This is a genomic window from Mucilaginibacter inviolabilis, assembly GCF_011089895.1.
Taxonomy (GTDB): domain Bacteria; phylum Bacteroidota; class Bacteroidia; order Sphingobacteriales; family Sphingobacteriaceae; genus Mucilaginibacter; species Mucilaginibacter inviolabilis.
Map to the genome: position 1 here is coordinate 685,408 of NZ_JAANAT010000001.1, position 16,484 is coordinate 701,891.

Annotated in this window: 11 protein-coding genes; 5 read left to right on the top strand and 6 right to left on the bottom strand. The window is 42.6% G+C overall.

What is annotated here, in order from left to right:
* The first annotated feature begins 71 nt into the window (after positions 1-71).
* The 5 genes from G7092_RS02890 to G7092_RS02910 all read left to right on the top strand — a co-directional run bounded on the left by G7092_RS02890 (position 72) and on the right by G7092_RS02910 (position 9,667).
* A complete protein-coding gene (locus G7092_RS02890) occupies positions 72-2,276 on the top strand; it encodes an alpha-N-acetylglucosaminidase (RefSeq protein WP_166086000.1) in 2,205 nt (734 codons plus the stop codon).
* On the top strand, positions 2,276-3,919 hold the full coding sequence (locus tag G7092_RS02895) for a beta-galactosidase (RefSeq protein WP_166086002.1): 1,644 nt from the start codon (positions 2,276-2,278) through the stop codon (positions 3,917-3,919). Before G7092_RS02890 ends, G7092_RS02895 begins: the two co-directional genes overlap by 1 nt.
* Positions 3,920-4,001: 82 nt before the next feature.
* A complete protein-coding gene (locus G7092_RS02900; protein WP_166086004.1) occupies positions 4,002-5,225 on the top strand; it encodes a hypothetical protein in 1,224 nt (407 codons plus the stop codon).
* Between the two features lie 12 nt (positions 5,226-5,237).
* On the top strand, positions 5,238-6,365 hold the full coding sequence (locus G7092_RS02905) for an acyltransferase family protein (RefSeq protein ID WP_166086007.1): 1,128 nt from the start codon (positions 5,238-5,240) through the stop codon (positions 6,363-6,365).
* A gap of 17 nt (positions 6,366-6,382) precedes the next feature.
* Positions 6,383-9,667: a GH92 family glycosyl hydrolase gene (locus G7092_RS02910; RefSeq protein WP_166086009.1), complete on the top strand. Its 3,285-nt coding sequence runs from the start codon at positions 6,383-6,385 to the stop codon at positions 9,665-9,667.
* Between the two features lie 6 nt (positions 9,668-9,673).
* On the opposite strand, the gene G7092_RS02915 is transcribed toward G7092_RS02910, so the two are convergent.
* Genes G7092_RS02915 through G7092_RS02940 form a run of 6 tightly spaced genes read right to left on the bottom strand, consistent with a single transcriptional unit; the run spans position 9,674 to position 16,484 of the window.
* Positions 9,674-10,195, bottom strand: a complete 522-nt coding sequence (locus G7092_RS02915) for a hypothetical protein (protein WP_166086011.1) — start codon at positions 10,193-10,195, stop codon at positions 9,674-9,676.
* Entirely contained in the window at positions 10,188-11,459 is a 1,272-nt protein-coding gene (locus G7092_RS02920; protein ID WP_166086013.1) for a phthiocerol/phthiodiolone dimycocerosyl transferase family protein, read from the bottom strand. The genes G7092_RS02915 and G7092_RS02920 overlap by 8 nt, the downstream gene beginning before the upstream one ends.
* On the bottom strand, positions 11,456-12,736 hold the full coding sequence (locus G7092_RS02925) for a condensation domain-containing protein (protein ID WP_166086015.1): 1,281 nt from the start codon (positions 12,734-12,736) through the stop codon (positions 11,456-11,458). The genes G7092_RS02920 and G7092_RS02925 overlap by 4 nt, the downstream gene beginning before the upstream one ends.
* Positions 12,733-14,016, bottom strand: coding sequence for a condensation domain-containing protein (locus G7092_RS02930; protein ID WP_166086017.1), 1,284 nt, complete (start codon positions 14,014-14,016; stop codon positions 12,733-12,735). The genes G7092_RS02925 and G7092_RS02930 overlap by 4 nt, the downstream gene beginning before the upstream one ends.
* 38 nt (positions 14,017-14,054) lie before the next feature.
* Entirely contained in the window at positions 14,055-15,260 is a 1,206-nt protein-coding gene (locus G7092_RS02935; RefSeq protein ID WP_166086019.1) for a glycosyltransferase, read from the bottom strand.
* 18 nt (positions 15,261-15,278) lie between these two features.
* Positions 15,279-16,484, bottom strand: coding sequence for a glycosyltransferase (locus tag G7092_RS02940; RefSeq protein WP_166086021.1), 1,206 nt, complete (start codon positions 16,482-16,484; stop codon positions 15,279-15,281).

Below are 16,484 nucleotides of genomic sequence, written 5' to 3' on the forward strand. Positions count from 1 at the left end.
TTACCGGTGTTTTATAATGAAGTGGTTACACTTACTTTAATATCTTCATAACTATTCCATAAAACTATTAAATGAGAAAGTATTTACTTGTACTTGTTGTTATGGCATTTGGCTTAAAAGTTAATGCCCAGGTTGATCCCCAAACTTTATATGCCTTTATTGAACGGGTTATCCCCGGTAAAAGCAGTTCGTTTGCTATAGAAGCTATTCCACAGCAAAATGGTAAAGATGTTTTTGAACTTAGCAGCAAGAACGGTAAAATAATATTGAGAGGCAATAATGGCCTGTCCGTAGCCTCTGCTTTAAATTACTACCTTAAAAATTATTGTTTTTGCGATATCAGCTGGAACGGCAGTAATCTTAATCTTCCTGCAACTCTGCCTATGGTAAAAGGCTTAGTACACAAAAATACACCATATCAGTATCGCTATTATTTAAATTATTGTACCTACAATTATTCCATGGCCTGGTGGAACTGGGCCCGCTGGCAAAAAGAAATTGATTGGATGGCCCTAAATGGCATCAATCTGCCATTGGCCATTACCGGCGAAGAAGCCGTTTGGCAAAACGTTTACAAAAGCATGGGCTTTACCGATAAACAACTCGATGAGTTTTTTAGTGGTCCGGCTTACTTTGCCTGGTTTTGGATGGGTAACATTGATGCCTGGGGTGGTCCACTGCCGCAGCATTGGATGGATTCCCATAAAGAACTGCAGAAGAAAATATTGGAGCGTGAGCGTTCCTTTGGTATGAAACCTGTATTGTCTTCATTTACAGGTCACGTACCACCTTCATTTAAAGATAAATTCCCCAGTGCAAAAGTTAAAAAGACCAACTGGGATGCCGGTTTTCCCGATGTATATATCCTTGACCCAGACGATCCGATGTTTGAGACCATCGGTAAAAAATATATAGAGGCACAAACCAAAGAGTTTGGCACAGATCACCTGTACTCAGCCGACACTTTTAACGAAAACGTACCGCCAACCAACGATTCTACTTATCTGGATGGCATGAGTAAAAAGGTTTTTAATTCCATGGCGGCAGCTGATCCCAAAGCAATTTGGGTGATGCAAGGCTGGATGTTCCATTACAATAACAAATTCTGGCAACCACAGCAGATCAAGGCGCTGCTAAACGCAGTACCTAACGAACAAATGATCGTTTTGGATCTGTACAGCGATGCGCACCCGGTTTGGAACCGTACTGAGGCCTACTACGGCAAACCCTGGGTCTGGAGCATGCTGCAAAATTTTGGAGGCAACATCAGTTTGTTTGGTCGCATGCGCCATGTAGCGGCTGATCCGGCTATAGCATTACATGATCCCGAATCAAGAAATATGCGGGGGATAGGCATTACCCCCGAAGGTATTGAGCAAAACCCGGCATTGTTTGCTCTCATGTTGGAAAATGTATGGAACGATACTCCAATTGATGCGGATAAATGGTTGATTAATTACGCGCAAAGACGTTATGGGCAAAGTAACGTTCAGATAAACGAAGCTTGGCATATTTTATTGAACACAGTATATTCCGGTGGTTTAACGGAAGGTGGTCCCGAATCTATTATTGTTGCCCGTCCAACTTTTAAAAAGACTATTGACCGGGTATTAACCAAACTGGATTATGATCCCGCAGAGCTGGTTAAAGCCTGGGGCCTGTTTATAAATGCTGCTGACAGCTTGAAAGAAAGTGATGGCTTTCAATACGATTTGGTTGATATTACCAGGCAAGTGCTGGCCAACTATGCAAGTCCGCTACAGCAACAAATGGTTACTGCCTATCAAAGCAAGGATAAAGCGAGCTTTAAATTATACAGCACTCAGTTTTTGCAGCTTATGGATGATATGGATGCGCTGTTAAGCACCCGTAAAGATTTCCTGTTGGGTAAATGGATCATCGAAGCGAGGGCTAATGGTGTCACCGAAAAAGAAAAGAACCTGTATGAGTTTAACGCCCGCGATCTGGTTACCCTTTGGGGGGATAAGGAGAGTGGCTTACGTGAGTATTCCAACCGTCAATGGGCTGGTTTGATCAAAGGATATTATAAACCGCGCTGGGAGCTGTTTTTTGATCAGTTAAATAAATCACTGGCCTCCGGTGTTCCTTTTGATGAACATGCTTTTGATAAACAAGTAAAGGATTGGGAATGGCAATGGGTAAATAAACACGATAACGCTTATCCCAATACCATCAGCGGAAACACTGTTGAAAAAGCCAAACAGTTATTTGAAAAATATAATCCCATCATTCAGCAAGCCTATCAAGCTAAATAATGAACAAACGTATTTATACTTCCCTACTATTTGTTCTGATGCTGGCCGGAAGTAGGCTAGCTTACAGCCAGGCCATAAATGATCATATATTTCCAGCTCATGAAACAGCTAAACCATTCATTAATTTTGATAGCAAAGGCTTTTTAATAAATGGCAAGCGTACTTTTCTGACATCAGCCGGATTGGAATATGCACGGATACCAAGGCAACTATGGTATGATAGGTTATTACGGTTAAAACGGGCAGGCTTCAATTGCGTAGAAGTATACACCATCTGGAACTTTCATGAACCGCTGGAAGGTAAATTCAATTTCAATGGCGACCATGATCTGAACGCGTTTTTAACTATGGTTAAAAAACTGGGTATGTATGCCATCGTTAGGGTAGGACCATATTATTGTGCAGAATGGGATTTGGGCGGCTACCCACTATGGTTAAAATTTAAACCAGGCTTACGTGTACGGGAGGATAACGAAGGGTTTGAAAAATACGTCGACCGTTTTTTCGATCATCTTTTACCAATTGTATTTAACCAGCAAATTAACAAGGGTGGACCTGTAATACTGGTGCAACTGGAGAATGAGCATAATAATGGCTGGGGAACGATAGTGCCCGATAACTATTTTAAGCATTTGCAAAGTAAAGCTCTGAGTTTGGGTTTACAGGTTCCGTACTTTTTTAGTGGTCTGCATCACGCCAGTGATCCTGCAGGCGACGGTACATTAGATGACCGCAAACGACCCAATCCCTGGTTTTCTACCGAGTTTTGGAGTGTATGGTACTCTCAGTATGGAGCAAAGCCAACAGATTCTGCGGTGTATGCCCGGCGTACATGGAAAATAATAGCGCATGGCGGCGGCGGGTATAACTACTATATGGCCCACGGCGGATCTAATTTTGGGTATACCAATAATGATGAGGACGCTGCATCGTATGATTATGGTTCGGCCGTTGGGCAGGCAGGTGATCTGCGGCCTATCTATTATGGTTTTAAACGCGCTGCCCTGTTTGCCCGTAGTTTCCAGGATGTATTGGAGAATTGTACCGATGCAACCGCCGCTTATAAAGATATTGCAGTAGATAGCAGCTTAAAGATAACTGCGAGGTCGGCTGATATTGGTGATCTGATTTTCTTGGATAACCCTACAAAGAAAACACTCAAAGCCAGGGTTAAGGCCGATAATGATATACCGGTAGCTGATATATCCATTGCTCCAGACGAGATTTATCCGCTGGTACACAATTATACTATCAACAATGTAATAACGCTTAATTGGGCGCTTACACGTGTTTACGGAATGGTTAAACAAGGCAATACCACAACCATTTTTGTCGAAGCCAGTAAAGGAAACGCTGCATTACTTTATTTTAAGGTGAATGGTAAACCAACTGCTACACAAGGGGCCAAGGCATTTAAAATAGCCGATGGTAGTATTAGTCTTGCCGGAACTTTACAAGCCGGAGGTTTGACTGAATATACATTCGAAGTGTCGGGCCAGCGCGTCCGCATTTTAGTTGGTGATGCATTGATCATGGATAAAACCTGGGTAACTGAAGTTGAAGGATCACCAGTTATAATAAATGGTCCAGCATATCTTGCAGACCTTAACCTGAAAAAAAAATCAGCTGTCGGCAAATGCTGAATATCCGTTAATAGGTAGAAAAGATGGGCCTGTACATTTATATCTGGAAAATAGATCAATCGCATTAACTTCTGTTTATCAATTGAATAAGTCATTTGTTTCAATCGTAACTTTAGCACCATGGCAAACCAAAAATGCTTCTGTTTATGCCGCACCCACTTATGATGATAGCAACTGGTTTAGTTCTTCCGATCCGCAACAGATGGGGGCCGACAATAACCTGACGGCTGATGCATGGTATCGTGCCTCACTGGATATCCCAACGTCAGGAAAGTATACCATGCAGGTTGATGGAGGCGACCGGGCTACTGCATTTATTGATGGTAAGAAAGCAACTCAATGGAAAGTGAAGGATGGTGAGGTGACGTTCGATATTGAAAAGGGTAAGCATACAATGGCGGTATTTACCGCTCATGACGGTCGCGATAAATTGGCAGCGTATATTGGATCGATTACCGATGTAGATAAAAAAGGCTTATCGGGCCAGGTTCGGATCAAGCAAGGTGGTCCATTTATTTCTACCACCACTAACTGGTATTTTATCAAAGCCGAAAAAGCTGCTGATGTGAAAAACAATATTCCCGCATTTGACACTATCCGTTGGAAAAAATATAAAATTGGCGATGATGTATTTAATAAACAGGAGGGCTTTGGCTGGTTTCAAACCATTATCCCGGTTCAGGAAGGTAATCCATCAAAATTAATGATCAATTTCAGGAGTGTGGATGAAGATGCTACTGTGTTTATCAATGGTAAACAAGTAGCTCAGCATAAAGGTTGGAATTCACCTTTTACTGTGGAAGTTAATGACGCAGTCACGCTTCAAAAACCAATCGTACTTACCTTGTTCATCGAAAACTATTCTAACGAAGGCGGAATAGATCAACCTGTAAAAATAAACAGCATTGGAGATGGTCTCATCTTAAACAATTGGAAAATGTTTGGAGGCCCGGGGAATCCTGATGCTGTTGACGGCTGGAATAAATTAGCATTTAAAATCCCATTTGAAGGTCCGCAGTTTTTCCGGTCGCAATTTACCGTACCACAATCACCGGGTAAGCATTTGATATGGAGGGTTCATACAGATGGCTTAAGCTATGGTTCGGTTTGGGTAAATGGTCATAACCTGGGGCGTTATCCCGAAAAAGTTGGTAATATCGGTATGTATATACCGGAGTGTTGGTTAAAAGCAGGCATCAATCAGGTAGTAATTTATGATGAAAACGGTAACCGGCCAGATAAAGTAAGCATCAGATCAGAAAAAGAAGCTGGCAGAGTAACTTATACGCTTCAGGGAAAATTGTAAAATTTAAGAAATATGGCTTTAGCAAAGGACAGATTTATAACACTTGATATTTTCAGGGGCATGACGATATGTTTCATGATCATTGTAAATGCTCCCGGTTCAGGCGCAGTACAATGGGCACCATTGGATCATGCCGCCTGGTTTGGCTTTACGCCAACCGACCTTGTTTTTCCCTCTTTTCTCTTCGCAGTAGGGAATGCGTTAAGCTTTTCTAAAAACAAATTTGAAAGTAATGGCGCTTTCCTGCGTAAAATTGGGAAACGGACGCTGATTATATTTTTACTGGGCTACCTGATGTACTGGTTCCCGTTTTTTCACCGTGAAGCAGGGGGCTGGGCATTTAATCCGCTGGGCAATACCCGTATCATGGGTGTATTACAGCGTATAGCGCTTTGTTACTTTTTTGGTTCGCTGATTGTACATTATTGCTCAAAACGAGCAGCCATCATTATCTCCATTTTTCTTTTGCTGGGATATTGGGTGTTTTTGCTATTACTTGGCGAACCAGGGAAAGAATTAACTATGCTAGGTAATGCCGGTACCCGTTTAGACATCTTGATCATGGGTAATGCACATTTATACCACGATAAAGGTGGCCCGATAGCTTTTGATCCCGAAGGTTTGCTGAGTACTTTGCCCGCCATTGTGAATGTAATAGCTGGTTATCTGGCAGGAGCATATATACAACGTAAGGGACGTAATTATGAGTCGGTGGCTAAATTATTGATAGCCGGGGTTTGTTTGATTGGCATAGCGTTGTTCTGGGCCCAGTTTTTCCCGCTGGCAAAAAAATTATGGACAAGCACATTTACCCTGCTTACCATCGGTATCGATCTGGTGATCATCGGTGTGCTGATCTATGCCATCGAAATAAAGAACATTAAACGTGGTACCAATTTTTTCCTGGTTTTCGGCCGGAATTCCTTGGCCATATACCTGTTGTCGGAGCTGTTGTTTACCGTAATTTCGACTGTTTGGGTAAAGCCAAACCTCAGCTTTTACGACTGGGTGAACCAGGCATTTTATCAGCCGCTTTTCCCCGGGGCGTTTGGTACGTTAGTTTTTGCCCTGTGCTATATGATGCTTTGCTGGCTGGTAGGTTATGTAATGGATAAAAGAAAGATCTATATCAAAATATAAGTTTACGTATGTTTAAAATGCCCCTAGTAGCAAAAAAGATCGCCGGACTGCTGTTGCTATCACTTGTTTTAATTTCCAATACAAAAGCGCAAAACAAGTCGAATTTATCGTATGTAAATCCATTCATCGGCACTACCAAAAGCGGTGTACTCACGCATTGGGGTGGCGATGGTGGTACCTACCCAGGTGCGGTTGCACCGTCGGGTTTTATCCAGATTAGTCCAGAAACGCGGATTACCGGTGCAAGAGGGTATAATTATGTCGATTCAGCTATTTATTATTTCAGCTGTTTGGGGCATCATAGTGGTTTTCCCGAAGGCTCATCGGGTCGTTTGTTTGTTATGCCGGTTGGCGCAGATCAGGCTTTTGAACCAGGCGTATATAAAAATCGTTTTTCGCATCGGAATGAGATAGCACGACCAGGGTATTACCGGGTAAAATTTACCGATAATAACATTGTCACCGAAGCAAGCACTTCTACCAGAACAGGAATATTGCGTTTTACATTTCCCGCTAAAACAAAAGCACAGGTTTATATAGGGAATGCAGGCGATATTGCCATTGTTTCGGGAAAAGTCATACACGGCTTAGCGTTGAATACAGTGATCAATTTTAGCGAAGCTTTTACCGATAAAAAACCAGTAAGGGATGGTTATCTGTTTACTTTTAAAACCGCAGCCACCTCAAAGGTTATTGAGTTAAGGTTGAGCACGTCAACAGTGAATTTTAAGAGTGCTCAAAATAATATCAATAAGGAAATAGCTCAGCTCAGTTTTAAAGCCTTTGCCGCATGTACAGCCAGTGATTGGAGTAAACAATTATCTACCGTTGATATTACGGATAGCAGCGAAAACAATAAGACCGTCTTTTACACTGCTCTTTATCATTCGCTATTGATTCCCTGGGTAATTTCTGATGTGGATGGTAATTATCGTGGTGAAGATGGCGCTGTGCATCACACTTCAGGTAAGTTTGAGTATGGTGGATTTTCTCCCTGGGACACCTTCAGGTCATTGCATCCTTTGCTAAGCTTGCTGTATCCTGAAAAACAAAATGATATTATTTTATCCATGTTGGATATTTACAAGCAAACTGGTCATTTGCCTACAGAGAGTATGACGGGTAACCACGCTATCCCCATTATTGTGGACGCTTATTTAAAAGGTATTAACGGTTTTGACAAGACATTGGCTTATAAAGCTATGAAAAGCAATATCGTCGATTCTCCTTTTGTGCAAAAGGATATGAGCATCTATCACCGTTTAGGTTATGTGCCGTATACCAATTCAGAATCAGTTACGCGTACAGTAGAATATGCTTATGACGACTGGGCGCTATCACAGTACGCTAAAGAGGTGGCGCATAATGATGCAGATTACCGGCTTTTACAACAACGAGGGTTTAATTACCGCAACCTGTTTCATCCTGATGACTTGTTTATGCTGCCGCGATCAGGAAATGATTTTAAGTTGAACCCGGGAATGTCTGGTTACAAAGAAGGCGACAAGTGGGTATATTCCTATTTTGTACCTCACAATGCCAAGGACCTGGTTAACCTGATGGGGGGCAATAATGCCTTTGCCAATAGTTTAGATTCCGCTTTAAGGAATGATGTGATATTATTTGATAATGAAACGATTATACATGTTCCTTATTTGTTTAATGCAGCCGGTAGACCAGATCTTACGCAGGCATGGTGCAGAAACATCATGCTATCCCGATACAAAAATAGGCCCGATGGTTTACCCGGCAATGATGATTTGGGGGCAATGTCAAGCGCCTATGTATTTAATGCAATTGGGATATTTCCCGTAAATCCGGGCAAGGCAGCATATGCTATTGGCGCACCTTTGTTTCAATCTGCAACCCTGCATTTGGTAAATCATAAAGCATGGAAGATTGAGGCTAAAAATCAATCGGCAGTAAACAAATATGTAAGCTCATTAACGGTTAATGATAAGGCATACGAACAATTGGTTTTGCTCCATACAACTATCGCTAATGGTGGAGTAATGCAGTTTACGATGAACGAAAAGCTGCAAAAATGGCCTGCCGATAAAGATCCCATCATATTATCGGAGACTAAAACGGCATCAGATATAAAACTGACTGGCTATAGTTTGCAAAAAAACAGCGTAGAGCCGAATGCACAGTTATGGCTGCGGTTTACGGCGCAAAATAGGGGCTCTGCGGGTACAGAGAATATGAGGATATATGCTGATGGAAAGATCATCGCCAGCAAAAACTATCTTATTCCGCAGGGAAGCACTGTTACTGATTCTATCAGCTGCAGATTATACAGGTTAGGAAAAACAAGAGTGAGCCTGAATGAGGCAGGCGATAATATTGTTGAAGTTATTGAGCCAGGACAACCGGTACAACATCGTTTTGAAATATCGGGAATTGACACCAGGCCATTAATACACCGTGACAGCCAGCAGCAGATCAGTTACACAATTAAAAACCTGACTGGCAGGGATCAGTCCTTTTCTATCCCTGTAAAGTTGAACGACTCTCTTTTGTATACCGATCATGTGCAACTCGCTCCGGGGGAAAGTAGGATTCAGAATCATTATTTCAAAGATAAAGTAAATGGTGTTAAATATTTATCAATCAATAATATATCATCGATATATAAAGTATTTGATGATGATAAGGGTTCGCTGTTACTTGATCTTTCACTCGTTTCAAAAGATAATGATCAGCTTATTCCGGATCATTCAGGATTTAAGAACAATGCGCGTATTATTCAATCCAAATCCCTGGAAATTGGAAAAGGAAAAAGATTATTGTTGGGTGATGATCGCTTCGTAGAAGTGCCCAACGCACCGAGCCTGGATAAGCTGGAACAAACCATGACCATGATGACCTGGGTTTATCCCGAAGGAAAAGAAACCGGATTGGTAGATATGCTTACCAAAGGCGATACGCACGTTTTGCAAATGAACGATAACAAAACATTAACCTTTTTTGCCGGTGGCTGGGGGCGCGGTGATTGCACCGTAAGCGTTCCGGCAAACTGGAAACAAAACTGGCACCATATAGCCGGTGTTTGTAATGGTAATGTGCTGTTTCTCTATATCGATGGCAAACTGACAGGCACCTCAACAGTGGAAGGCCCTGTGAATCTGTCGGTAGCTAATAAATGGCAAATAGGGCGCAACGAAGAGTTTCCGTCAGAAAGAATATTTCATGGGTATATGGACGGGATCAAAGTTTTTGCCCAGCCGCTTTCAGCTGCGGAGATCCAGGAAATTTTTAGTAAGGAACAGAGCAATTATGAAAGCCAGCCTGGAAACTAAATCTATTTAAGCTGATACCGGGACTTCTGCTTGTTTTGACATATACTTTCTTAATTTCCTGATCGGGAAATAAGTAAAGATGATAGAATATGCAGCCGCCAGCGAACCGTCCAGATAGGCCATTATAGGTCCGTTGAATTTATAATGCGAAGGCAAACTTACTTGTGCTATTAGCATTACCGCTAAAACAATGAGCAATGTACCAACACCATTGATGATGGCTGTTTGCATGGCAAATTTATTCTTATTCAGATCATCGCTGATGGTTAAATCAAGCGCTCCCTGTTCAACCGCCAGTATCGTTTTCTTGAGGATGTCCAGACTAAGTATAAAGGGTAAAAATAACGACATGGGCAGCGTAAGTCGTGCCATGCTTTGTTCGCCTTCAAACAGATGCGTGTAGCCTAATTTAGCGAAGCTGGCATAGGCAATAATGGTATTGAAGAAAATATTAGGAATGATGTATTGCAGCAGTTTTTTTTGTACAAACCGTCGTAAAGTAGTTTTTTGTATTGGTTTTTCAGGCATGTGATAATTGCTGTAAATTGGCAAACATTAGTTCCATCGCGGCAGCTTTTATTTTTAAAGCTTCTGCCTCGTCAAGGAAATTATCGTTTGACATAAAGGTGAAATCCATCCTGTTTTTAAAAGTGGTTGCCACCAATGTATTCGGGTTGCGCCAGGGGAAAGCAACCGTTGGGCTATAAATAGTTTCTACTTCAAATGAGTTGTATTTCTCAGGAATAGTTAGTCTGCCCATGTTTGACAGGGTAACATCATGAGATCCATCTGTAGTTTTTAAAAAACCAATCATTCTTTTTACTGTTTTTTGCATGTATTCGCCCATCCATAACATTTCATAAGCGTTCATGGTTTCAATTTTGGCCGTCAGATCGGTTTTTATTTTACGTGCCTGTTCCCAAAAGCCTTTGTCTGGATTTTTATCAAGGGTAAGCTCCACAATGGGCGCGAAGGCAAACATGGTATCCGATTTTATGGCAGGGATGAAGCGCCTGATATCTACCGGACTGATCACCTTGCCACGGGCTTTAGCGCCTCTTACCTTCTGAAATGCCTGGAGAAAAGCCACACATAAAACCGCATGTACCGTTGTACCCGCATTTTTAGCAGTTTCGGCTATAGCGAGGGTTTGTTCTTCATCCAGTTTCCAGTGGATGGCATAGTTTCGGCCGGCTCCAAATTTGTTCCGGGTACGTTTAAGCAAAAAGAATAGTCTACCCAAAAATGAGTATATCCGGCCTTTGCGTTTGTTTTTGGCGATGTCAAAGCTTTCGGGCATTAATTCCTGTACCGAATTGAACGACGTATAAGCTTCCAATTCCTGTTCCGGCTTATCCAGTAAGCTCAGGATCTCACCAAGTAAAGCTGCACAGGTGCCTCCATCGCAAACACAATGCGGCATCACCAGTAAAAGCTCTGATACTAATGCCGATCTTAACCAAACTACCCTGGCTAATGGCACGTTGTCGGCATCAAATAATTTATACCATTCCGTTTCTGATTCTTTTAGCCAATCATCATCTGTAAGTCGCTCGGTGATGCGTACCGGGATCGACCGTACGTGCTCATTGGTAATAAAGTAGGGGCCGCCTTCCTGCTCTTCGTCTATGCGTACCCGTAACAGCGGGTGCTTTTGTTGAACTTTTGCCAGGGCAGTATGCAAGTTCTCGGGATTAATTCTCCCGGCTATTTTGACTGCAAATACACAATTAAGCGGCGTAGAGGCATCTACGTGCATAATTCTTTCCACCATCATTAGTTTTCTTTTCATGCTACGGCCACCGCTATGTTTCCAATCTGTTCTTTGATCATTGCTATTATTTTATCTTTTATAGCTAGAGCATCTTCATAAGGAATAAACCCTTCGCTGGCAATAAATGAAAAGTCCATCTGGCCGCGATAGGTGGAGGTTACCATGGTAGTGGTGTTACCCAGTGGACCGATCACAGCCGGACTGAATATAGTTTCCAGTTCAAACGAGCGGTATTGATGCGGGATGTCAATTTTTCCGAGATTAGAGAACATGCAGTCGTTAGTAGACTTTCCATTCTTTAATAAATTGGTGAAATTATCCATCGCGGAGTGTGCTGATTCCATCATCATCATGGTAGCATAGGGATCAAGCTTGGCCGATTTTTGGTCAACATCCTTTTGCATGGCTTTAATATTATCTAAAAAATCCAGACCTGCATGTGCCGAAACTACGATCATCAAACCAAATGCAAATAGCTGATCTTTTTTAATCTCCGGCGCAAATCTACGGATATCAACCGGGCAGGATACCTTATTATGCGCCTGGTCTTTTCTTACCTGCTTAAAGGCTTCCAATAATACTCCGCAAAGCATGGTATTCACCGTAATGCCTGCCGATTTGCAATAAGCGATCAGCTCTTTACTGGTTACTTCATCAAATTTCCAATGGATCAGATAATCCCTTTTCCGGTCGATGCCGTTTTTCTTTACCGGTATCAGCTTCAGTGCTACAGCAGCAAGGCCGCCAATTAACTTAGCTTTTAGCTGTTTTGTTTTGTTATTTAAAATAGCTGATGGAATAATATCTTCCACACCTTTTATCGGATCTTCTTTGCCGATATCAGCACCTGGATCATCCAAAAGTTGCAGCAATTCGGCTAATATGCTCATGGCCGAACCGCCATCGCATAAACAATGGTGGATGGTGATGATCATATCAGATATTGTCTCATCCTTTATCCATACCAGGCGTAAAAGAGGACCTTTAGCTGTATCAAATGGAGTAAGCAACTCCCTGTGCGATTCTATTTGCCAATCATTATCACTTAACCGGTTTACCGTTCTTACCGGGATATTAACCGGTTTTGTTTCATCAATAACAAACCAGGGCCTTTGTTTATCATCATCTTGCACAAAAGCATTTAACCAGGGATGTTTTTCCTGTATTTTTCCTAAGGCATATTGCAGGTCGGCCTCTGCAAAAACGCCGCGTAGTCTAAACGGTATAACGCCATTAAAAGGCAGCGTACCGTCGCCATGCAACATTCTTTCGCCGAATAGTAGTTTTCTTCTCATGCCACACTAAGTTCTTCTGTTGTTCCCGTTAATGTCGAAATAGTTTCCATCATTTTATCCTTAATAGCCATTGCGTCCTCATAAGTCAGGCTTCCTTCATTACTGATGAACGAAAAATCCATCTCTCCGCCATAAGTTGTTGTCGTAAACGCAGTGGCATGCCCTTCAGGTACCATCACTGATGGACTAAATATGGTTTCCACCTCAAAATGTTTATAATGTTGCTGAATGTCCAGCTTGCCCAGATTAGAAAACATACAATCCTTATTGGCTTTCTGGTTACGTAAAAATCTGATTATTTTACGCAATGACCCGTGTGCGGCTTCTAATAACATAATGAGCTTATACGGATCAAGTTTAGTCATTTTGTGTTCGATATCATTTTGCATGGCCCGTGCGTTACTGAAAAAATCAAGCCCCGGAAAAGCTGTTACCAGTATCATTAAAGGAAAGGCAAAGATGTTGTTCTTTTTTATCTGCGGGTTAAAATTGCGTATATCAACGGGGCACATGATCTTGTTAAGCGCTTTTTTAGGCAGAACCTGCTTAAAGGAATCTAAAAGAATAGCACACATAATAGTGTTTACCTTAATATTTTCGGTTTTGCAGCAGGTCAGTAAGGCTGAGCTTAATTCTTTATCAAGTCGCCAATGGATCAGGAAATCTCTTTTTTTCTCTACTGGTTTGTCTTTAGCTGGTATGAGCGACAAGGCTATGGAAGCCATACCAAACAGCAACTTGGCCATAAACTGGTGTATCTTATTATTCAGCATCGCCGGTGGAACAATATCGCCAATATCAGCTATAGGAACCTCGACAGCTATAGGAGCATCAGGATCATCCAAAAATTGTAAAAATTCTTCGAGCATAACCAATGCCGAACGGCCATCAAAAAGACAATGGTGCATCACCAGCAAAAGCTCTGAAACCGGTTTGCCCTTGATCCATACCAGGCGCATCAGCGGCTCCTGGTAACTGTTAAAGGGTACCGACCACTCTTTTACCGATTCTGTTTGCCAATCATCCTTATTTATACGTTCCATAATACGTATGGGGATATTAACCGGGCGTTCGTCATCAACTACAAACCAGGGCTCTCCGTTTTTGTCATTTTGTACCACTGCATTCAGCATGGCATGTGTTTTTTGCAAACTTACCAGCGCCAGCCGGATGTCTGTTTCTGAAAAATTACCGCGTACTCGTACCGGTAAAAGTGCGTTAAATACATAGTTCCCATCTCCATGCATAACGCGTTCGATCAAAAGTAACTTTCTTCTCATAGGCAATAAATAGGTCAAAGGTTTAGGTTGGTTGGTAGTTAGTTCAAAGGCGCCAGGACAGATTCTGCGGCGGCAAAATCTTCCAATAGCTGTACGGCCTTATCATTACCACCGGCGGCTACAAAGGTTTCATTTACCTTTATGGCAGCCTCCCGATATTTTGGATTTTGTAATAGCTCAAAAACGGTATCGCGCAGATCAGCTATACGCAAACGTTTGTACCGTATGCTTACACCTGCACCTGAATTCTCGATCAGTTTAGCGGTGTGAAAATGATCATACGCGATAGGGGTGATCAGCATAGGCAGTCCGTTGATAAACGTATCATTTACGGTGTTGAAACCACCATGGCAGATCACCGCATCCATATGCGGCATCAACTCTGTTTGAGGTACAAAACCGTTTACGATAAAGTTATCGGGCCATACCTCAAAAATATCAGGATTGGTGGCGGCTACTATGGTTACCGGCTGATCTGCAAAAGCGGTTATCAGTTTTTGGAAAAATTCTTTACGGATATCAACCAGTAACGTACCTAATGACACAAATACTTTTGGCGTTGTAGCCTTTGCCAGCCTTTCCCAATCAAAAGCGGCATTGTTGGGTCTGCCTTTTACAGGGCCAACAAATTTCATATGCGGTGATACTTCATCAAAGCCAGCGAAGGCCTGCGAAGTGAATACCATATTCAATTTATGTGAGTGAATAACGATCTCATCGCCATAAACACCAAACTCCTGCTGTAAGCCTTTTACCAGGTTTTGCTGCCATTCAAAAATTTTAGGCGCGCTGTTAGCGGTATCGCCCATCACATCCGGTGGTACAGGTGTGGTGGTTACCGATGGGATACCTTTGATGTGGGCACACAGAGCGCCTGCAAAGGTGATACAATCGTTAATGATCACATCGGGTTTCCAGGCATCCACAAAATTGCTTAGCCCCGGCATCATGATACGGGCAAAGGGTACATAAGTTTCTTCCAAAGCCAGTTTCATCACCTCCGGGCCCGAACAGGCCGGGCCATCATCCTGGCGTTTCAGGATACGGTTTATTTCATCCAGGTGCTCTTCTAACTCAGCCGCGGGATATATAAACTGTCCGCCAGCAGGGATATGTTTATCGGCGAGCGGTGTAATACCCAGCCATTTTACTTCATGACCGCGGGCAATAAGACTTGCACCAATACTTAATGTTGGACTGATATGCCCGAAAAATGGTGGAACAACAAATAAAAACTTTGCCATGGTAGATTGATGATATCGTTAGTTTTTTAATACTTCTAAACTTTGTTTTGACGCGATCTGTTCCAGCAGATCGGCCGCGGTTGCTGTGCCGCCAGCCTCCAGGAATGATTGTTTGATCACTTCTGCCGATTCTTTATAAGCAGGGTTATTCAACACGGTATTAACGGCTTCTTTCAAATGATGGGCCTTAAAGCGATTAAAATTTAAGCGCTCACCTGCACCAGTGCGCACCACGCGACCAGCCACATGTGATTGATCATAGGCAATAGGAATCACCACCATCGGTAAGCCATTTGACAGCGTTTCGCAAACGGTATTATGACCACCGTGACAAACTACAGCATCTAAATGAGGCAGCAGATCAAGCTGAGGTACATGGCGTTGCACAATAAAGTTGGCAGGCCATTGCTCAAACAGGTCGGGATCAGAAACCACCACTGCGGTAATATCCTCGTTACCAAAAGCTTCGATCACTTTGGTAAAGAAGCTCTTTTTATGCTCGTGGTCAAAAGTAGTGCCGATGCTGATCAGTATTTTAGGATTGTTGCTTTCTTTCAACTTATCCCAATCAAATGCTGTTTTGGTAGCCGGGCGATTGATCACCGGGCCGGTAAAACGGAAGTTTGGCGTTAGTTCCATATCGCCAAAAAAGGCCTGTGACGTTAATACCATGGTCAACAGGTCAGAACAAACTATGGGGGTTTCAGCTTCAACGCCAAATTCCCGCTGTAAACCTATAACCTGGTTCATTTCCCACTCATGCACTTTAGGCAGTTCCTCCATTACTTTGATAGCAGCAGGTGCAGTTACCGATGTGGCATAGGGCAGCCCTTTATTAGTAGCGGCAATAGCACCCGCGAACATTTGGTGATCGGTAATAACCAGGTCTGGTTCAAATTGGTCGAGCAAATGGATAATGCCATCATAGCTATGACGGTTAAGCGGGATCAATACTTCCTCGTACAGGAATTTAAGACTATCAATCCCGTAAACTATTTTTTTGGTGATGATATCCAGGTATTGTTCGCTTTCGCGTTTCTGTTCGTCGTTTTCGTCGTAACTGATGTGTAGCAGCTCGCCGCCTTCCGGAAGCCTGGCAGCCAATGATTCGTCGAGGGTTATCCAGCCAACTTGGTGGCCGCGTTCCAGTAAAACAGCGCCCATGCTTAAAGTAGGGTTGATATGCCCGGTTAAAGGAGGTACTATAAATACAAACTTCGCCAT